17 protein-coding genes are annotated in these 19,895 nt (G+C 63.1%); 10 read left to right on the forward strand and 7 right to left on the reverse strand.

Going from position 1 to position 19,895, the window contains the following annotated elements; all coding sequences use genetic code 11:
- Positions 1-182: 182 nt before the first annotated feature.
- Positions 183-1,022 (forward strand): chromate resistance protein ChrB domain-containing protein, encoded by an 840-nt coding sequence (locus NKG60_RS25235; RefSeq protein ID WP_352866876.1) that lies wholly within the window; start codon positions 183-185, stop codon positions 1,020-1,022.
- Positions 1,019-2,407, forward strand: a complete 1,389-nt coding sequence (gene chrA / locus NKG60_RS25240; RefSeq protein ID WP_352975864.1) for a chromate efflux transporter — start codon at positions 1,019-1,021, stop codon at positions 2,405-2,407. The genes NKG60_RS25235 and chrA overlap by 4 nt, the downstream gene beginning before the upstream one ends.
- Before the next feature lie 3 nt (positions 2,408-2,410).
- Here the strand turns inward: chrA and NKG60_RS25245 are convergent, their stop codons facing one another.
- Both NKG60_RS25245 and pdxR read right to left on the reverse strand, forming a co-directional pair.
- Positions 2,411-4,000 (reverse strand): trimethylamine methyltransferase family protein, encoded by a 1,590-nt coding sequence (locus NKG60_RS25245; RefSeq protein WP_352866881.1) that lies wholly within the window; start codon positions 3,998-4,000, stop codon positions 2,411-2,413.
- A gap of 194 nt (positions 4,001-4,194) precedes the next feature.
- The gene (gene pdxR, locus NKG60_RS25250) at positions 4,195-5,688 is read right to left on the reverse strand and encodes a MocR-like pyridoxine biosynthesis transcription factor PdxR (RefSeq protein ID WP_352488079.1); all 1,494 of its coding nucleotides are present in this window, start codon (positions 5,686-5,688) and stop codon (positions 4,195-4,197) included.
- A 255-nt stretch (positions 5,689-5,943) separates the two neighbouring features.
- Here pdxR and pgi point away from each other — a divergent pair, with 255 nt between their 5' ends.
- Both pgi and NKG60_RS25260 read left to right on the forward strand, forming a co-directional pair.
- A complete protein-coding gene (pgi, locus tag NKG60_RS25255; RefSeq protein ID WP_352866884.1) occupies positions 5,944-7,587 on the forward strand; it encodes a glucose-6-phosphate isomerase in 1,644 nt (547 codons plus the stop codon).
- 5 nt (positions 7,588-7,592) lie between these two features.
- Entirely contained in the window at positions 7,593-8,315 is a 723-nt protein-coding gene (locus NKG60_RS25260) for an HAD family hydrolase (protein ID WP_352866886.1), read from the forward strand.
- Here NKG60_RS25260 and NKG60_RS25265 read toward each other — a convergent pair.
- The 3 genes from NKG60_RS25265 to NKG60_RS25275 form a co-directional block, all read right to left on the reverse strand.
- Positions 8,299-9,003: a class I SAM-dependent methyltransferase gene (locus tag NKG60_RS25265; RefSeq protein WP_352866952.1), complete on the reverse strand. Its 705-nt coding sequence runs from the start codon at positions 9,001-9,003 to the stop codon at positions 8,299-8,301. The two genes, NKG60_RS25260 and NKG60_RS25265, sit on opposite strands and share 17 nt — an antisense overlap.
- Positions 9,004-9,040: 37 nt before the next feature.
- Positions 9,041-11,002 carry a long-chain fatty acid--CoA ligase gene (locus tag NKG60_RS25270; protein WP_352866889.1) on the reverse strand — a complete coding sequence of 654 codons (1,962 nt, stop codon included), beginning with the start codon at positions 11,000-11,002 and terminating at the stop codon, positions 9,041-9,043.
- A 190-nt stretch (positions 11,003-11,192) separates the two neighbouring features.
- The gene (locus NKG60_RS25275; RefSeq protein ID WP_352866891.1) at positions 11,193-11,465 is read right to left on the reverse strand and encodes a hypothetical protein; all 273 of its coding nucleotides are present in this window, start codon (positions 11,463-11,465) and stop codon (positions 11,193-11,195) included.
- Positions 11,466-11,478: 13 nt separating this feature from the next.
- On the opposite strand from NKG60_RS25275, the gene NKG60_RS25280 reads away from it, so the two are divergent.
- Genes NKG60_RS25280 through NKG60_RS25300 form a run of 5 tightly spaced genes read left to right on the forward strand, consistent with a single transcriptional unit; the run spans position 11,479 to position 16,763 of the window.
- Positions 11,479-13,071: an ABC transporter substrate-binding protein gene (locus NKG60_RS25280; RefSeq protein ID WP_352665360.1), complete on the forward strand. Its 1,593-nt coding sequence runs from the start codon at positions 11,479-11,481 to the stop codon at positions 13,069-13,071.
- A 58-nt stretch (positions 13,072-13,129) separates the two neighbouring features.
- Complete coding sequence (locus tag NKG60_RS25285) at positions 13,130-14,137, forward strand: ABC transporter permease subunit (RefSeq protein WP_023676822.1); 1,008 nt, start codon at positions 13,130-13,132, stop codon at positions 14,135-14,137.
- 1 nt (position 14,138) lies between these two features.
- Positions 14,139-15,056 (forward strand): ABC transporter permease subunit, encoded by a 918-nt coding sequence (locus NKG60_RS25290; RefSeq protein ID WP_023676823.1) that lies wholly within the window; start codon positions 14,139-14,141, stop codon positions 15,054-15,056.
- Between the two features lie 4 nt (positions 15,057-15,060).
- Positions 15,061-15,936 (forward strand): ABC transporter ATP-binding protein, encoded by an 876-nt coding sequence (locus tag NKG60_RS25295; protein WP_352665358.1) that lies wholly within the window; start codon positions 15,061-15,063, stop codon positions 15,934-15,936.
- Entirely contained in the window at positions 15,933-16,763 is an 831-nt protein-coding gene (locus NKG60_RS25300) for a dipeptide ABC transporter ATP-binding protein (protein ID WP_352975866.1), read from the forward strand. Before NKG60_RS25295 ends, NKG60_RS25300 begins: the two co-directional genes overlap by 4 nt.
- Before the next feature lie 22 nt (positions 16,764-16,785).
- On the opposite strand, the gene NKG60_RS25305 is transcribed toward NKG60_RS25300, so the two are convergent.
- Positions 16,786-17,706, reverse strand: a complete 921-nt coding sequence (locus tag NKG60_RS25305) for a LysR family transcriptional regulator (RefSeq protein ID WP_352866896.1) — start codon at positions 17,704-17,706, stop codon at positions 16,786-16,788.
- Positions 17,707-17,799: 93 nt separating this feature from the next.
- Here NKG60_RS25305 and NKG60_RS25310 point away from each other — a divergent pair, with 93 nt between their 5' ends.
- Positions 17,800-18,672, forward strand: a complete 873-nt coding sequence (locus tag NKG60_RS25310; protein WP_352866898.1) for an NAD(P)H-dependent oxidoreductase — start codon at positions 17,800-17,802, stop codon at positions 18,670-18,672.
- Here NKG60_RS25310 and NKG60_RS25315 read toward each other — a convergent pair.
- Entirely contained in the window at positions 18,603-19,895 is a 1,293-nt protein-coding gene (locus NKG60_RS25315; protein ID WP_352975869.1) for a cysteine desulfurase-like protein, read from the reverse strand. The two genes, NKG60_RS25310 and NKG60_RS25315, sit on opposite strands and share 70 nt — an antisense overlap.

Here is a 19,895-nt window from a genome sequence, read left to right on the forward strand (position 1 = left end):
TCGTCTCGGCTGTTCCGCTTTTTACCGGGCGTCCGGCAAGCTGGACGTGTCAAGATCAAGCAGAATGCTTGACAAGCGGGCGTGACAAATCCACGATCAACCTCAGGGGTGCATCGCGACGACCCCGTGAGGCGTCAGCCCAACGTTCGCGTCCAAGCTTCTCTTTCAAGGAGGTGGACGCCATGCCGTCAACAACCGCTATCACTGTATCGCAACTGTCCCGTCTGATTGGGCTGCCGGGTGCACCCGCAATCATCGACGTCCGCATCGACGATGACTACAACGCCGATCCGCGCCTGCTGCCGGGGTCGGATCGTCGTGATTTCAGGACTGTCTCGAACTGGGCTGCCGACTTCGCCGGCAGGCAAGTGACGGTCGTTTGCCAGCAGGGAAAAAAGCTCTCGCAAGGCGTGGCCGCATGGCTGCGGCAGGAGGGCATTGCCGCCGAATCGCTCGACGGCGGGTTTGAAGCATGGCGCGATGCCAAGGGCCTTCTCGTTTACGCGGACAAGATACCGCCCGCCGATGCCAAGGGCCGCACCGTTTGGGTAACGCGTACGCGCCCGAAGGTCGACCGCATCGCCTGCCCCTGGCTGATCCGGCGCTTCATCGATCTTCACGCGGTCTTTCTCTTCGTCGAGCCGGCCGAAGTGGCGGCCGTCGCCGATCGCTTTCAGGCCGTGCCTTTCGACATCGAGAACGTGTTCTGGAGCCACCGCGGCGAACGCTGCACCTTCGACACCATGATCGAGGAGTTCGGGCTTAAATCCGAAGCGCTCGATCGCCTGGCCACGATCATACGCGCTGCCGATACTGCGAGCCTCGATGTTGTTCCACAGGCGGCCGGGTTCCTGGCCGCCTCGCTTGGCCTGTCACGGATGTTTCGCGACGATCTGGAGCAGCTCGAGGCCGGCATGCTGCTTTACGATGCGTTCTTCCGCTGGTGCCGCGATGCCACCGAGGAGACGCATAACTGGCCGGCCGCCGGCGCAGTCAGTCTCGGCGCGGGCAAACCAGCGTGAGCGCCGTCCTTTCGAAAAAGCCGGCGGAGATCCAGGAGCCCGCTGTGCCGAGCTTCCGGGAGGCCGTGAAGGTCTGGGCGAAAATCGGCGTGCTCAGCTTTGGCGGCCCGGCCGGGCAGATCGCGCTCATGCACAAGGAACTGGTCGAGGAACGTCGCTGGATCGGCGAACAGCGCTTCCTGCATGCGTTGAACTACTGCATGCTGCTGCCTGGCCCCGAGGCCCAGCAGCTCGCCATCTATATCGGCTGGTTGCTGCACAAAACGGCCGGCGGCCTTGTCGCCGGCCTTCTCTTCGTCGTGCCGGGCGCGCTTGTCATGCTCGTCCTCAGCAGCCTTTATGCGCTCTATGGCGATGTACCACTCGTCGCGGCGCTGTTTTTCGGGGTCAAGGCGACCGTGCTCGCCATTGTCATCGAGGCGGTGATCCGGATCGGCAGACGCGCGCTGAAAAACCCGGTCATGGTGTCGATCGCACTCGCCGCCTTCATCGCCATCTACGCGTTGAACGTGCCGTTTCCGCTGATCGTGCTGCTTGCCGGCCTGGCAGGCTGGATCGGCAACCGTAGTGCGCCGGCATTTTTTTCCGGCGCCTCGCATGGCAAGGGCGATGTTCCCGACATAAAGGGCGTGGTCGATCTGATGTTCGAGCGCGGCGAACTGACCCATGTCAGGCCGACGCGATGGCATGCGCCGCGCACTTTGGCGATCTGGCTGCCGATTTGGCTGGGGCCTGTTCTGCTGGTCTGGGCTGTCACCGGCCCTGCCAGCGTTTGGACGCAAATCGGTGGCTTCTTCAGTGCCATGGCGGTCGTCACCTTCGGCGGTGCCTACGCCGTGCTTGCCTATGTCGCGCAGGCAGCGGTCGAGTCCTTCGGCTGGCTGGCACCCGGTGAAATGGTGGACGGCCTTGGGCTTGCCGAAACCACGCCGGGTCCGCTCATCCTGGTCTTGCAGTTCGTCGGCTTCGTTGCCGCGTTCCGCCAGCCGGGCTTGCTGGCGCCGCTGCTTGCCGGACTGTTTGGCGGGCTGTTCACGCTGTGGGCGACGTTTACCCCATGTTTCCTATGGATATTCCTTGGCGCGCCTTACATCGAAGCGCTGCGCGGCAACAAGGCGCTGTCGGCGGCGCTCGGTGCGATCACCGCCGCCGTCGTCGGGGTCATCATGAACCTCGCTCTATGGTTCGGCTTGCACGTCATCTTCGGCGAAGTGCGCAATGTCGGGCTTGGAATGGACGTGCCGGTGCTTTCATCGATAGACTGGCGCGCGGCGCTGCTTTCCTGTGCCTCGATGATCGCCATCCTGAAGCTGAAGATCGGTATGCTGCCGACGCTTGCTGGATCGGCGCTGGCCGGTGTCTTGTTGCTGGCGGCGAGCGGGTAACGCTCAGCCGCCCATTCTGCCGCGCGGCAACTTGATCATATCGCCGAAGCGGGCGCGCAATTTGTCGTCGACCGGCTTTGGCACGTGGCGCGGGAAGCGTTCGGCAAGCACGCGTTTCTTCTCGATGATCGCCCGCTGCAGGATATCGGGCCTGCCTTTCTCATTCCATTCCTTTGGCGAAAAGCGGTCGCCGACGGCCGGATAGAAATATTCGGTCTGCATCAGCCGCAGCGTCTGCTCGTTGCCGAGATAATGGCCCGGGCCCTTCAGGCAGACATCGGCAATGGTGTCGATCGACAGCGACTCGTCCGTCACTTCGATGCCGCGCACGCAGCGCAGGCAGTGGCCGAGCATGTCGTTGTCGATGATCAGGCTCTCAAGGCAAAAGCCGAGCAGCGAGGCGTGCATGCCGGCCGATTCATAGACGAGGTTGAGGCCGGCAAGACCGGCCATCACGTCGGTTATTCCCTTTTCGTAGCCGGACTGGATGTCAGGCAGTTTCGAATCTGTCATGCCGGCGGCAGAGCCGCCCGGCAGGTCGTAAAATTGCGCCATCTGCGCGCAGGCCGCTGTCAGCACCGCCTGCTCGGCCGAACCGCCCGACATGGCGCCGGTCCGGAGATCCGAGACGAACGGCCAGGTACCGAAAATCGCCGGATGGCCTGGCTTGATGGCGTTGACGTAGATGAGGCCGACGAGCACTTCGGCGACCGCCTGCACCACGGCGCCGGCAACCGCCGCCGGTGCCGTCGCACCCGCCTGTCCTGCCGACAGTAGCAGGATCGGAATGCCGCCCTCGACGCAGGCTTCGAGTACGCCGCAGGCGTCCTCTGCAAACTTCATCGGCGGTACGACGAAGCAGTTGGAATTGGAGACGAAAGGCCGGGCGCGAAAATTCTCTTCGCCGCCCGCGATCGCATAGAGCATGTCGAGCGCCGGCTTGACGTTCTCACGCACGGTAAACGAGGTGCCAACATGCTTCGACGTGCCCATGACGCAGGCGTAGAGCGTGTTGAAATCCATATCGAGCGGGTCGGGAATGTCGCGCGGCACCATCGGCCGCTGGAAGAAATGGATGTTGTCGAGCCCTTCGACCAGGCGCGCGGCATCGTAAATGTCCTGCAACAGCGACTCGCGATACTCACGCTTTTCGACATCGACGAGATGCACCGCAGCACCGGCCGTGCCGTAATGCACGCGCTTGCCCTGGATCACCATGTCATGCTTCGGATCCTGGCCGTGCAGGGTGAAATGCCGTGCCGCTTTCTTGATCGTGTCGAGCACGAGACCGCGGGGAAAGCGCAGGCGGCCGTCCTCACTGAGGGTCGCGCCGGCCTTGGTCAGTGCCTCGATGCAGGAGGGGATGGCGTTGGCGAAACCGACTGTCTCCAGAAGGGTAAGCACGGCCTCGTGGATACGTTCGCAATCATTGCCGCTGAGCGGGCTGTAGCTTCCGCCTTCGAGGCCAGCGCGCACCGGCTTGACGTCGTCGGCAAGCGGTGCCGCCCGCATGGCGCGGCGCGCCTCGCGCCCGCCGGACCGCCGCGAACGCTGGTCTGCGGACACGTCCTGCTTCTCATGGGCAATTGGCATGAAGGCACTCCAACTTTAGCTGCGGAGCGGGCGCGGCGGTTGGTCCACCATCGGCCTGCTTCGTCCCCTTTATACAGCGACTATGCCGCCGGCATTGGCACAGCCTATGTGCCAGCCGGTCCCGTCGCATATGCCAAGGAGCTAAAGAACCGGAGCCGCACTACATGCGCCAGGCTCCGGTCGGGGAAGAGAGATCAGGCCGCTGCCGGTCTGCGTCCAGCTGCCGTCGCCAGTTCGCGGATGCCGGGTTCGATGTGCTGCAACGCGATCGAGGAAATGCCCAAGCGCATGAAACGCGATGGTTTTTCGGTGCGGTCGAAGAAGCGGTCGCCGGGCTCGATGATGACGCTGCGCGAGGCCGCGGCCTCCGCCAGCCCGCGCGAATCGGTGCCGCGCGGCCCCTCGAGCCAGAGTGATGTGCCGCCGGCCGAATCGGTCGAACGCCATTCCGGCAGGAAGGCGGAAATCGCATGGACCAGACGCTTGCGCCTCTCGTCGAAGGCGCTCGACAGCCGCCGCACCAGCGCCTCGTGATGGCCGAGCGACAGGAACAAAGCGACGGCGCGCTGGTTGTTCGCCGGCGGATGGCGCAGCATGAAGCGGCGCAGCGCCCGAAGCTCGGAGATCAGCCCGGCCGAGGCGACGATGTAGCCGAGCCTGAGGCCGGGAGCCAGCGTCTTCGACATCGAGCCGACATAGACGACGCGGCCGGACCGATCGAGGCTCTTCAGCGCCTGTTGCGGCGCCTCGTCCAAGAGCTGGCTGTCATAGCCGTCCTCGATGATGATCTGGTTGTGCCGGTTGGCGCGCGCCAAAAGATCCTGCCGTCGCTCTGCCGACAGCGGCACCATGGTGGGGCAATGGTGGCTGGGCGTGACGAAGACGAAGCCGGAATCATTGGGAATAGCCGAGGTTACGATGCCGGAGTGGTCGACCGGAACCGGCTGGATGTCGGCGCCGGCCAGCCGGAAGATCGAACGTGCATCGGGATAGCCCGGGTCCTCCATCGCCACCTTCGAGCCCTTGGTCATCAACAGCGTCGCCAGCATGTAAAGCGCGTTCTGGGCGCCCAGCGTCACGATGATCTCGTCGGGATTGGCGAAGATGCCGCGTCGCGGCAGCAGCCGTGCCTGGATCTGCTCGATCAGGAGCGGATCGTCGCGGTCGACCATGTCGGACGCCCAGTTGCGGATTTCGAGCACCGCCAGCGCCATGCGGTTGCACTCGCGCCATTCGGCGGTCGGGAACAGCGCCGGGTCGAACTGGCCATAGACGAAGGGGTAGGACGACTTGATCCAGTTGTCGTGCTTGGCCGGCGGTGGCATGTCGCTCGCCGCGATCTGCCGGCGCGCCTTCCAGTCGATCTCGTTGGCCTGGTCGGGCGCCTTCTGGTGCGGCTTGGCCGGCGTCGCCAACACTTCGGGATTGACGAAATGGCCGCGGCGCTCGCGCGCCACCAGGAAGCCCTGGTCGACCAGCTGCTGGAAGGCCAGCACCACGGTGCCGCGCGCTACGCCGAGCTTTTCGGCAAGAATCCGGCAGGACGGAAGCGGCATCGAAGCTGCGATCTGCCGGTCGAGGATGGCGGCGACGATCGCCTGGCGGATCTGCGCCTGCAGGGTCTGACCGGATTCCGCCGAAATCCGGAACAGGCCGGACCATATGGCCGTGTCGTTTCGCTGTGGCATGGGAGATGTTCCTCGATGGCCAGCTTTTTTCACTTGGCTGGACCAGCCGAATGTACCGGTGGCACAAGGTGTTGCGCCAATCAATTTTTCTGATCGCTGGGATTTATGCCAGTGATCCTTTGCGCCGGCCCACGCCGCGCTGCGGCATCGCTGCGCATTGAAACAGATGGAATTCGACCCGATAGTTTGCCGCGACGACACGCGCCGGAAACATCCGGCCTGATAAGATGCATCTCAAGAGACCGGAGCGAAGCAGTGGATCAATCGTCCTTTCAAAAGCAGCTCGACGCATTGCGCGATCATCGTGCGGCCAAATCGGGCTCGATGCGCGACGCTTTCGCTGCCGATCCGCAGCGCTTCGAGAAATTCTCCGCCAGCGACGGAGACCTGCTGCTCGACTGGTCGAAATGCGCGGTCGATGCGCGGACGATGGAGTTGCTGGAGAAGCTGGCTGCGGCCGCCGACCTCGAAGGCCGGCGCGACGCGATGTTTGCTGGCAAGAAGATCAACATCACCGAAGGCCGTGCCGTGCTGCACACGGCGCTGCGCAACCTGACCGGCAAGGGCATCGTGCTCGACGGGCAAGACGTGAAGGCGGAAGTCCTTGCCGTTCTCGACGCGATGGGTGCCTTCGCCGACGCGGTGCGTTCCGGCAAGGCGGCCGGCGCGACCGGCAAGAAGATCACCGACATCGTCAACATCGGCATCGGCGGCTCCGATCTCGGCCCGGCCATGGCGACGCTGGCGCTGGCGCCCTATCACGACGGGCCGCGCGCGCATTACGTATCCAATATCGACGGTGCCCATATCCACGACACGCTGAAGGGTCTTTCCGCCGAAACCACCCTGTTCATCATCGCCTCCAAGACCTTCACCACGGTCGAGACGATGACCAATGCCGAGACCGCGCGCGGATGGGTCGAGAAGGCGCTCGGCAAGGAAGCGGTCGGCAAGCATTTCGCCGCCGTGTCGACGGCGCTCGACCTGGTAGCCAATTTCGGCATCGCACCCGATCGCGTCTTCGGCTTCTGGGACTGGGTCGGCGGCCGCTATTCCGTCTGGGGTGCGATCGGTCTGCCGGTGATGATCGCCATCGGGCCAAGGGATTTTCGCGCCTTTCTCGACGGCGCGCATGAGATGGACGAGCATTTCCGCACCGCGCCGCTGGCGAAGAACCTGCCGGCGCTGATGGGGCTGATTGGCTGGTGGCACCGGGTGGTCTGCAAATACCCCGCTCGCGCCGTCATCCCCTACGATCAGCGCCTGTCCAGGCTGCCGGCCTACCTGCAGCAGCTCGACATGGAATCGAACGGCAAGAGCGTCACCCTGGACGGCGGCGCTGTAACGACGCCGACCGGCCCGCTGGTCTGGGGCGAGCCCGGCACCAATGGCCAGCATGCCTTCTTCCAGCTTCTGCATCAGGGCACCGATTTCATTCCGGTCGAATTCCTTGCCGCTGCCGTCGGCCACGAGCCGGACCTGAAGCATCATCACGACCTTCTGCTTGCCAATTGCCTGGCGCAGTCGGAAGCCTTCATGAAGGGCCGCACGCTTGAGGAAGCCCGCGCGCAGATGTTGGCCAAAGGCATGAAGCCGGCTGATGTCGACAGGATTGCTCCGCACCGCGTCTTCTCCGGCGACCGCCCCTCGGTGACGATCCTCTACAGGAAACTCGACCCCCACACATTCGGACGGCTGATTGCGCTCTACGAACACCGCGTCTTCGTCGAAGGCACGCTGTTCAACATCAACTCCTTCGACCAGTGGGGCGTCGAGCTTGGCAAGGAACTGGCGACCGGGCTGCTGCCCGTCGTTGAAGGCAAGGAGAACGCCGCAAAGCGGGATGCCTCGACTGCCGGACTGGTGGAATACATTCACCGCTTGCGCGGCCTGGAGTGAAAAGCTTGGCGGACATCAAGGCAATATTGTTCGACAAGGACGGCACGCTCGTAGATTTCAACGCGACATGGCTGGGCATCGCCGATTTCATGGCGATGGATGCGGCCGAAGGCGATCGCTGGAAAGCAGACAGGCTGCTTGCGGCGGCGGGCTTCGACTTCGCCACCAAGCGCTTCAAGCCGGATTCGATTTTTGCCTCCGGCACCAACATGGACGTCGTCGAGCTGTGGTTTCCACGGCTGTCCGACGAGGACCAGATGCTGGCCGTCGCCCGCTTCAACGCCATCACTTCGGCGCAAGGATCGGCAATGGCGGTGGCGCTGCCGGGTGTGGTCGAGACGCTTGGCCTGCTTCACAGAAAATCCTACCGGCTTGGCGTCGCCACCAACGACTCGACCAGCGGCGCGGAAAAGACCTTGGTCACGCTGGGCGTCGCGCAGCTTTTCGACGCCGCCTATGGTTACGACGCGGTGGCCAATCCAAAACCGGCGCCGGATACGATCCTTGCCTTCTCGGATCTGACAGGGCTCAGGCCAGCGACGATCGCAATGGTCGGCGACAATCGCCACGATCTGGAGATGGCGCGCGCCGGCGGCTGTGGCCTGGCGATTGGCGTGCTGTCCGGCACCGGCACACGTGAATCGCTGTCGCAGATCGCCGACGTCATCCTGGATTCAGTTGCCGATCTGCCCGATTTTCTTTCCGCCCGAGTCAGCGAGACGGTCTAGACTCGCAGCTGGCTGGTCCGAACGAGAACACGCCGCTCGGTTTCATCGCCGCATTCCTGCCTTCGCCGACATCCGACACCTCGTATTCGGCCAGCAGGCGAAGCCGCGAGCGGGGCAGATAGGCGCGGCCCGGATCGCCGATCAGCACGGCGATGCCGGCCCCAAGGCAGCGGTCGAGGAAAGGAAGGACCCGGCCGGCAAGATCATGGGCGTAAAACAGGTCGCCGACCACCACGATGTCCACCGGTGGCGGCGGACCGCTGGTGATGTCCTCGCCGATCGTCGCGATCACAACGCCGTTCGCAGTCGCATTGAGGCCGAGCGCAACCACACCATTGCGATCGATCTCGGCCGCGACGACCGCGCTTGCCCCGGCTGTTGCCGCTGCGATGCCGACGAGACCCGAACCGGCGCCGAAGTCGAGCACGCGACGGCCGGCCACGGTCTCCGGCCGGTCGAGTATGTAGCGGGCGAGCACCGCGCCGCCGGCCCAGACATAGGCCCAGTACGGTGGCTCCGGTTCAGGGCCGTCTTCTTCGGTCGCGTGTTGGTTCCACTCGACAAGCCGCCTGAGCCCGCTTCCCGGATGGGCGGTGTAAAGCCGAATTTCGGGAATCGCAGGCACTGCCGCGATCCGCATGTTCGCCCGGATGAACTCTGCCGGGTCCGGACGCGCACCTGTATCCATGGCGTGGGCGTCGGCGATGCAATGACTCAAGCTGCGCCTAGCCCCGCAACGCCCGGCGCAGGATCTTGCCGACCGGTGTCTTCGGCAGTTCGGTGCGGAACTCGATATATCTGGGGCGTTTGTAGCCGGTCAGGTTCTCGCGGCAATAAGCCGTCAGCATCTCGGCGGTCAGTGCCGGGTCCTTTTTGACGACGAACAGCTTCGGCACTTCACCCGAATGCTCGTCCGGCACGCCGATCGCCGCCACTTCGAGTACGCCCGGATGCTGCGCCACCACCTCCTCGAGTTCGTTCGGATAGACGTTGAAGCCGGAAACAAGGATCATGTCCTTCTTGCGGTCGACGATCTTGGTGTAGCCGCGCTCGTCCATGAAGCCCATGTCGCCCGACTTGAAGAAGCCATCCTCGGTCATCACCTTGGCGGTCTCGTCTGGCCGGTTCCAGTAGCCGGCCATCACCTGCGGTCCGCGGATGCAGATTTCGCCGACTTCGCCGAGCGGCAAATTGTTGCCGTCGTCGTCGCGGATGGCGATCTCGGTCGAGGGCAGCGGCAGGCCGATCGTGCCGGTGTAAACGCCGTCGCTGAACTTGTTGATGGTTGCCCCCGGCGAGGTCTCGGTGAGCCCGTAGGCTTCGCTGATCGGGCAGCCGGTCAGCGCCTTCCAGCGTTCGGCGATGGCCCTCTGCACCGGCATGCCGCCACCCAGCGTCAGGATCAGCGGCTTGAAATCGAGCTTGCGGAAATCCTCATTGTTGAGCAGCGCATTGAACAGCGTGTTGAGGCCCGGAAAGATGTGGATTGGGTATTTCTGCAGCTCCTTGACGAAGCCGGGAATGTCGCGCGGATTGGGGATGAGGACATTCTGTGCGCCTTGCTGCATGCCTACCAGCACGTTCGCCGTTAGCGCAAAAATGTGATAGAGCGGCAGCGCGCAGAGGAAGTTCATATGCGCCGGCTTCGGTTTGACGGTAAAGGCGTCTTCGGCCCATAACGCGTTCTGCGCGACGTTCGCCAAAATGTTGCTGTGCAAAAGCATCGCGCCCTTGGAGATGCCGGTCGTGCCGCCCGTGTATTGCAGGAAGGCGATGTCGTCGGCCGCGACCTTTGCGGGCCTGAAGGCCAGGCCGGAGCCGGCCTTCAACGCAGCGTTGAACTTGATATGGCCGGGCAGCGACCATGCCGGCACCATCTTCTTGACGCGGCGTACAACGAAATTGACGATCGTTCCCTTGAGCCCGCCGAGCATGTCGCCCATCGAGGCGACCACGACATGCTTGACCGCGGTCCTGGCGATCACCGCCTGCAGGGTGCAGGCGAAATTTTCGAGGATGACAATGGCTTGAGCGCCGGAATCCTTGAGCTGGTGCTCCAGCTCGCGCGGCGTGTAGAGCGGATTGATGTTGACCACGACATAGCCGGCGCGAAGCACTGCCATAATCGCCACCGGGTATTGCAGCACATTCGGCATCATCAGCGCGACGCGCGCGCCCTTCTGCAGCCCCGTTGATTGCAGATAGGCGCCGAAGGCGGCCGACTGCCGCTCGAGGTCGGCATAGGTGATCGATTTGCCCATGCAGACGAAGGCCGGCCGATTCGCAAACTGCTTGCACACTGCGACGAGAAAGTCGCCGATCGAGCTGGAGGGCAGGGCGCCGATCTCGGCCGGCACGATCTTTGGATAACTCTTGAGCCACGGTTTTTCCGGCAGGCCGGCGGTCAGCGACGTGATCGCCTTCGGTAATCTCTTGGCCGGACCTGCCGGCGGTCGTGGCGCTATCGGCACTGCCTTCGCCGCCGGCTTGGCGGCAGACTTTGCTGCCGGCGCCGTTTTGCCGGTTGCCGGTTTAGCAGCCGTTCCAGCCGTGGTCTTCGCCGCCGGCTTCGCGCTTGCCTTCGCGGTAGCCGTCGGCTTGGCGGCGGCCGTTTTTGACTTGACCGCTTTCGATGCTGCCTCGGCCTTTGCTTTCGCCGCGTTGGTTGTCTTTGCCGGTTTTGCCACCTGTCGCTCCCTCAATCGTTCTTATTGTTTCGGCATGCTTGCGCGCCGCCGCCCCTGACCAACAAAGGTATCCCACGCTTGCCGCCATGGCCGGAACCTGGGAAATCCAGCACACTGTCCATCTATCTATGTATTGCCACACGCGGCGGCCGTGCAAGCCTCGCCACTTGGAGTGCGGTAAGACTTGCTGTCAAACCTCTTGGCCGCGACCGGTTTTCGGACGCGCATCTCTTGAGCCGAACGGCTCGATTCCCCCCCAATTGGCGGCATTACCGATCAACAAAAAATTGAAGTCGCTAATAATGTCGTGATCTGCGGATTCGGCTCGTTTTTTCCACAATTTGTCGCGTGCCGGAATTTTTTTCTGCTTCCCGTGGGTTAGGCAAACAAGCAGTTCCAAAGCTAGAAAAACGGTGCTTATATGCGGCCTTCGCGAGCCTGACAGAGGGGCTTGGAAGAACATCAGGGAGTGCTCAATGAAAAAGAAACTGACTTTTGCAGCCGCGTTGCTGGCTGCAAGCGTCCTCGGCGGCATGGCCAATGCAAAACAACTGGTCTATTGCTCGGAGGCTTCGCCGGCCGGCTTCGACCCGTCGCCATGGAGCGGCGGCAACGACTTCGATGCCTCGTCGCGCACCATCTATTCGCGCCTGGTCGAGTTCGAGCATGGCAAGACCACCATCTCGCCCGGCCTGGCCGAGAGCTGGACGGTTTCCGACGACGGTCTCGAATACACCTTCAAGCTTCGCCCGGGTGTGAAATTCCAGACGACCGATTATTTCACGCCGACGCGCGACCTCAACGCCGACGACGTGATCTTTTCCTTCGAACGCCAGTGGAAGAAAGAAAGCCCGTGGTACAGCTATCTGGAAGGCACCGGCTGGGAATATTTCACCGGCATGGGCTTCCCCGATCTCCTGAAGGAAATCGTCAAGGTCGACGACCTGACGGTGAAATTCGTGCTGAACAAGCCTGAAGTCGCGTTCCTGCCGGACCTCGGCATGGATTTCGCCTCGATCGTCTCCAAGGAATATGCCGACCAGCTCGACAAGGCCGGCACCAGGCAGCAGTTCACCCAGAAGCCGGTCGGCACTGGTCCGTTCCAGTTCGTCGACTATCAGGTCGATGCGGTCGTGCGCTATGCGGCGTGGGACGGCTACTATGGCGGCCGCCAGAAGATCGATGATCTGATCTTCGCCATCACGCCCGATCCGGCCGTGCGCGCGCAGAAGCTGAAGGCAGGCGAGTGCGATATCATGTCATACCCGGCGCCGGCCGACATTGCCGGGCTGCAGGGTGACGCGAACCTCAAGGTCGACGAGCAGGAAGGCCTGAACATAGGCTATCTCGCCTACAACACGACGCAGCCGCCTTTCGACAAGGTCGAGGTCCGCAAGGCCCTCAACATGGCGGTCAACAAGAAGGCGATTATCGACGCCGTCTATCAGGGCGCCGGCAAGGTTGCCGTCAATCCGATTCCGCCGACCATGTGGTCCTACAACAAGGACATCAAGGACGATCCCTATGATCCCGAGGCGGCCAAGAAGATGCTGGCCGATGCAGGCGTCAAGGATCTGTCGATGAAGATCTGGGCAATGCCGGTCAGCCGACCCTACAACCCGAACGCCCAGCGCGTGGCCGAGTTGATCCAGGCCGACTACGCTGCCGTCGGCGTCAAGGCGGAGATCGTCAGCTACGAATGGACCGAATACCGCCAACGCGGCAAGGCCAAGGATCGTGACGGCGCCTTTGAACTGGGCTGGACCGGTGACAATGGCGACCCGGACAATTTCCTGTTCCTGCTCGGTTGCGATGCTATCGGCCAGTCCAACTATGCGATCTGGTGCAACAAGGAGTTCGACGATCTGCTGAAGAAGGGCAAGGCGACGACCGACGTCGCCGAGCGCACCAAGATCTACGAGGAAGCTCAGGTGGTGTTCAAGCGTGAGGCTCCGTGGCTGACCATCGCCCACTCCAAGGTCTTCATGCCGATGAACAAGAAGGTGTCGGGCTTCGTTATGGACCCGCTCGGCATTCATCGGTTTGACGGCGTCGACGTCACCGAATAAGTCCTGAGAAATTGAACGGCGGCGCTGGACTTCCCGCGCCGCCGTTCTATGAAGCAAGATGCTCCGTTATCTCCTCCACAAGCTCGCTTTGATCATCCCGACCGTGTTCGGCATATCGCTGGCGGCGTTCGCCTTCGTCCGGCTTCTGCCTGGCGATCCCATCCTGGCCCTGGCCGGCGAGCGTGGCGTCAGCCCCGAACGCTACGCCCAGCTCATCGAGCAGTTTGGCTACAACCGGCCCTATGTCATCCAGTACCTGGAATATATCGGCAGGGTCCTCACAGGCGATTTCGGCATATCCATTGCCACCAAGCGGCCGGTGCTCGGCGAATTCCAGGCGCTGTTTCCAGCCACGCTGGAACTGGCGACGGTGGCGTTGATCATCGCCGTCCTGCTTGGCATCCCCGCCGGTATCTTCGCTGCGGTCAAGCGCGGCTCATGGTTCGACCAGGCGACGATGGGTGTCGCCCTGACCGGCTATTCGATGCCGATCTTCTGGTGGGGGTTGCTGCTCATTATCTTCTTCTCCGGCTATCTCGGCTGGACGCCGGTTTCCGGCCGCATCGGCCTGCAGTATTTCTTCAGGCCGACGACCGGGTTCATGCTCATCGACAGCCTGATCTCCGGCAGGAGCGGCGCTTTTAAATCTGCCGTCAGCCATTTGATCCTGCCGTCGATCGTGCTGGCGACGATCCCGCTCGCCGTCATAGCGCGCCAGACGCGCTCGGCGATGCTCGAGGTGCTGGGCGAGGACTATGTCCGCACCGCGCGCGCCAAGGGCCTGGCGCCGCGCCGCGTCATCGGTCTGCACGCTTTTCGCAACGCGCTGATCCCGGTGGTCACCACCATTGGCCTGCAGGTCGGCACATTGATGGCGGGCGCCATTCTGACCGAGACCATTTTTTCCTGGCCAGGCATCGGCAAATGGATGATCGACGCCATCGGCAAGCGCGACTATGTCGTCGTGCAGAGCGGATTGCTGATCATCGCGCTGATCGTCATGGCGGTGAACCTGATCGTCGACGTGCTCTACGCCGTCATCAACCCGCGCATCCGGGTGCAGTGAGATGACCGACGAATCCGCCGCCGAAGCTACCGCCGCCTCCATCCCGACAGGCGGCAGGCAACGGGCTTTCGCCGAGTTCTGGCATTACTTCTCGATGAACACCGGGGCCGTCATCGGCCTTGTCGTGTTTTCGGCGCTGGTGCTGGTGGCGATCTTTGCGCCGTTCGTCGCCCCGCATTCGCCCGACGAGCAGTTTCGCGATGCACTGCTGGCGCCTCCTGCCTGGCAGGAAGGCGGCAAATCGATGTTCCTGCTCGGCACCGATGCGGTCGGCCGTGACATGCTTTCGCGGCTGATCTTCGGGGCGCGTTTTTCGCTGTTCATAGGCCTGGTGGTCGTCGTCTTCTCACTCACCAGCGGCATCGTGCTTGGCGTGCTCGCCGGCTATTTCCGCGGCTGGGTCGACACGCTGATCATGCGCATCATGGATATCATCCTGGCCTTCCCGTCGCTGCTTCTGGCGCTGGTGCTGGTGGCGATCCTCGGCCCAGGCCTGTTCAACGCCATGCTGGCGATCGCGCTGGTGCTGCAGCCGCATTTCGCGCGCCTCACCCGCGCCGCCGTGATGGCAGAAAAGAACCGCGAATATGTGATCTCCGCCAAGGTGGCTGGTGCCGGTCATCTTCGCTTGATGGTGAGGACGATCCTGCCGAACTGCCTGGCACCGCTGATCGTGCAGGCCACGTTGTCCTTCTCCAACGCTATTCTCGAGGCTGCGGCGCTCGGCTTCCTCGGTGTCGGTGCGCAGCCGCCGACGCCGGAATGGGGCACGATGCTGGCCTCGGCGCGCGAGTTCATCCTGCGCGCGCCTTGGGTGGTGACCTTCCCCGGCCTTGCCATCCTGATCACTGTGCTTGCCATCAATCTGATCGGCGATGGCTTGCGCGATGCCTTCGATCCCAAGCTGAAGAGGTCATAATCCAATGCCTCTTCTCGAGATCAAGAACCTGACCGTTTCGTTCGACACCGCCGCCGGACCATTCATGGCGGTACAAGGCATCGACCTGTCGGTCGAACCGCGCGAGGTGCTGGCGATCGTCGGCGAATCCGGTTCGGGAAAATCGGTGGCGATGCTGGCGGTGATGGGGCTTTTGCCCAACACCGCGACAGTGAGGGCCGACAGCATGGCCTTCGACGGCATCGACCTGCTTAAGCTCGGCCCATCCGAGCGGCGCAAGATCGTCGGCAAGGACATTTCGATGATCTTCCAGGAGCCGGTCGCCAGCCTCAACCCGTGCTTTACCGTCGGCTTCCAGATTGAGGAGGTGCTGCGCTTCCACATGGGTATGGACCGCGCCCAGCGCCGGGCGCGCGCCATTGAACTGATGAAGCTCGTCGGCATCGCCGACCCCGAGGAACGGCTGGGCTCCTTCCCGCACCAGATGTCGGGTGGTCAGTGCCAGCGCGTCATGATCGCCATCGCCATCGCCTGCAATCCGAAGCTTTTGATCGCCGACGAGCCAACCACAGCGCTCGACGTCACCATCCAGAAGCAGATCCTCGATCTGCTGGTCGGCCTGCAGGCCAAATATGGCATGGGTCTGATCATGATCACCCACAATATGGGGGTGGTTGCCGAGACCGCCGACCGTGTCATCGTCCAGTACAAGGGCCGCAAGATGGAAGAGGCCGACGTGCTGTCGCTGTTCGAGTCCCCCAAGAGCAACTACACGCGCGCGCTCCTGTCGGCGCTGCCGGAAAACGCCGTCGGCGACCGGTTGCCTACTGTTTCCGACATGCTGTTCGAGCCGGCCCCATCTGTAGTCGCAGCGCGGTCCGCAGGAGGAACCGCCTCATGAGCGTGACGGTAGTCGAAGGCAAGAACATCGTGCGCGACTATCATGTCGGCGGCGGGCTTTTCCGCCCTTCCCGTACGGTTCATGCGGTCAAGGGTGTTTCGTTCAGCGTCAACAAGGGCAACACGCTGGCCATCGTCGGCGAGAGCGGCTGCGGCAAGTCAACACTTGCCCGCATCATCACCCTGATCGATCCGGCGACCTCCGGCGAGCTTTTCATCGACGGCAAGAAGGTGGACATCGCAAGGGACGGCCTGTCGAAGGAAATGCGCCGCAAGGTGCAGATCGTCTTCCAGAACCCCTATGGTTCGCTCAATCCACGCCAGAAGATCGGCGACGTGCTTGGCGAGCCGCTGCTCATCAACACCGACAGCACGGCCGACGAGCGGCGCGATCTTGCCATGAAGATGCTGAAGAAGGTCGGTCTCGGCCCCGAGCACTATAATCGCTACCCGCATATGTTTTCGGGCGGCCAGCGCCAGCGGATCGCCATCGCCCGCGCGCTGATGCTCAACCCCAGCCTTCTGGTGCTGGACGAGCCGGTCTCGGCGCTTGACCTGTCGGTGCAGGCGCAGGTGCTGAACCTGCTTGCCGACCTGCAGGACGAGTTTCAGCTGACCTATGTTTTCATCAGCCACGACCTGTCGGTGGTGCGCTACATCGCCGACGACGTGATGGTGATGTATTTCGGCGAAGCGGTCGAATACGGCTCGCGCGACGAGGTCTTCGCCGACCCCAAGCACAGTTACACCAGGACGCTGTTTGCGGCGACGCCGCGTGCCGACGTCGCCAGCATCAAGGCCAGGTTGGCGAAGAAGAAGGCCGCCTGATCCGGCGAGGTTTGCCGGCTGGCTACCGCTTCTCGATACCCGGAATGCCGGAGGTCTGCTCGACGAGAAAGTCGACCAGTAGCCGCACCCGGGCAATGCCCGCACGCTCCGGAACGATCAGCATGCTCAGCGGGACGGGAGGCGGAAAATAGCCCGGCATGACCACCTCCAGCCGGCCGGCCGCCAGGAGATCGTCGACAAGCCAGTGGTGGGCGGGTGCGATACCGCGTCCGGCGACAAGGGCTTCCCGCGCGGCAAGCCCATGGTCCACACGAAATCGCCCGCCAAAGGGCACCGCAAAAGTCTCGCCGCCCGGCCCCTGCAGGACGAGCATGTCGCTTCCCGCGATGTTCGACATCCGGATGCCTTCATGGCCAGGCAGATCCTGCGGGACAGCCGGTCTGCCGCGCGCCGCCAGATAGGCCGGCGCCGCCACCAGCAGACGTCGGGACTGGCCGAGCGCCCGCAGTTTCATCGAGCTGTCGGTGAGCGGACCGAGACGAAGCGCGATGTCGACGCCCTCCCGCACAAGGTCGATGCGCTCGTCGGTTAGGCTGAGATCGATGCCGATGTCGGGATAGCTGTCTTGAAAGCCGAAGATCAGCCGGCTGACATGCAAGACCCCGAGCGCCGCCGTGCAGGATATCCGGATCGTGCCGGCCGACGCGCCGCGCGTGCCCCGCGCCTCATCGCCGGCCTGCTCAACGAGGCGCAGGATCTGGACGCTGTCGGCATAGTAACGGCTGCCTTCATCGGTCATCGTGACACGCCGGGTGGTCCTGCTGAGCAAGGGCACGCCGACGGCCTCCTCGAGTTCCCGCAAATGCCGTGTGATCGTCGACTGTCCAACTCCGAGCTCGCGCGCCACCGCCGAGAGGCTGCCGCGCTCGGCGACGCGAACGAAGGTGCGCATGCGCTCGAGAGTGACGTCCGATCTATCCATTATTCGGCATTATCTTATACATTTCCTACATATAGCGGATCAGCCAACGGCTGGCTACCTTTGGTGTCTATCGCCCTTCTTCGAAGTAGACCCATGAAAGTCCTGCTTGTTTTCGCTCATCCTGAACCGCGTTCGCTCAACGGCGCGTTGCGTGACGTCGCCATCAGGGAACTCGAGGCCCAGGGCCACGAGGTGCGGGTGTCTGACCTCTATGCCGATGGCTGGAAATCCGAGGTAGACCGTGCCGACTTTCCGTCGTGGCCGCCCGAAGCACGTTTCCTGCCGGCCGGCGCCTCCAAAAAGGCTTTCGCGACGAACACTCTGACCGATGACGTCAATGCCGAGATCGACAAGCTGCTATGGGCCGACACCCTGATCCTCCAGTTCCCGCTGTGGTGGTACGCCATGCCGGCGATCCTCAAGGGCTGGGTCGACCGGGTGTACGCCTACGGCTTCGCCTATGGCGTTGGCGAGCACAGCGACAAGCGGTGGGGCGACCGCTTTGGTGAGGGAACGCTCGCCGGCAAGCGCGCAATGCTGATCGTGACCACCGGCGGCTGGGAGGAGCATTATTCCGCCCGCGGCGTCAACGGCCCGATCGACGATCTGCTGTTCCCGATCAATCACGGGATTCTCTACTATCCGGGCTACGACGTGCTTCCGCCGTTCGTGGTCTACAGGGTGGACCGTTTCGGGGAGGCCGATTTCGAGCCTGTCGCGGAGCGACTGCGCGAGAGGATGCGGACGCTCGAGACAATCCGGCCCATTCCTTATCGGCAGCAGAATGGCGGCGATTACTTGATCCCAAGCATGCAATTGCGCCCTGGCCTGGAGAACCCGGGTGCGACCGCCTTCGCGCTCCACGAGAATCGCGCCGGCGCCGCCGGTCAGCCCGATCAGGACAGCCGGGCGATGATGGTGCGGAGCGCCTCGCCGAAGCGCCGGACTTCCTCGATCGTATTGTAATGCACCAGCGAGGCGCGCACCGCGCCGCTGTCCATGCTGAGATTGAGCCGCTTCATCAGGCGCGGCGCGTACATGTGGCCGTCGCGGATGCCGATCTGCATCTCGGCCATCTCCTCGACGATCCTCTGCGGCGACAGCGTGCCGATGTTGAAGCAGAAGGTCGGCACGCGCTCGCCGAGGCGTGCCTCTTCGGTCACGCCGTAGATCGTAGCGCCGCAATCTTTGAGCACCGCCAGCATTTCGCGCGCCAGCACCTGCTCGTAGTCGCGGATGGCATTCATGCCGGCGACGATGTTGTCGCGGCGCGACCGGTTATTGGCTGGAGCAAAATTGCGGCCGATCGATTCGAGGTAGCGCACCGCGGCATCCATGCCGGAGACGTTCTCGTAAATGAAGGTACCGGCCTCGATCTTGTAAGGCGGCTCGTCGGGGATGAAATCCTCGCGGAAGGTCGGCAAGCGCTTCAACGTTTCGAAGCGGCCCCACAGGAAGCCCATATGCGGCGAGAAATTCTTATAGCCGGAGCAGACCAGATAGTCGCAATCCCAAGCCTGCACATCGATCAACCCGTGCGGTCCGTAATGCACGCAGTCGAGGAACACTTCAGCGCCTGCCGCATGCGCAATCCCAGCCACGGAGGCAACGTCGACAATCGAGCCGATCGAATGCGCCGTCACCGTGCAGGCCACGAGCCGGGTGCGCTCGGAGACCAGCGGGCGCAAATCGTCGACATGCAGATTACCGTCCTCGCGCATCCGCCACCATTTGAACTTGGCGCCGGCCGGCGCCAGCGCCAGCCACGTCGCGATATTGGCGTCGTGGTCCATGTCGGTGATGACGATCTCATCACGCTCCTCGTTTGGTCGCTCGGAAAGCATCTGGCCGATGCCGAGGCTGACCAGGCGGATGAACGAAGTGGCGTTCATGCCGAAACAGATTTCCGCCGGGTTGGTGGCGTTGATCAGCAAGGCCACGCTTTCGCGTGCGCCGGCGACGGCTTGGTCGACGGTGACGCTGCGGCCATAGCGGCCGCCGCGCTGCACATTATGCGCGACCAAATGGTTGGTGACCGCATCGAGTACGCTTTGCGGGATCTGCGCGCCGGCGGCATTGTCCATGAAGACGAAGTCCCCGGCTTGCTGCAAGGCGGGAAACATGGCGCGGATCGTCTCGACCGGGAAAGCTGCGGCATCGCCGGTTTTCGAAATCTGATGCTGGTTCAA

This window comes from Mesorhizobium sp. M1428, from assembly GCF_040317515.1.
Lineage (GTDB): Bacteria > Pseudomonadota > Alphaproteobacteria > Rhizobiales > Rhizobiaceae > Mesorhizobium.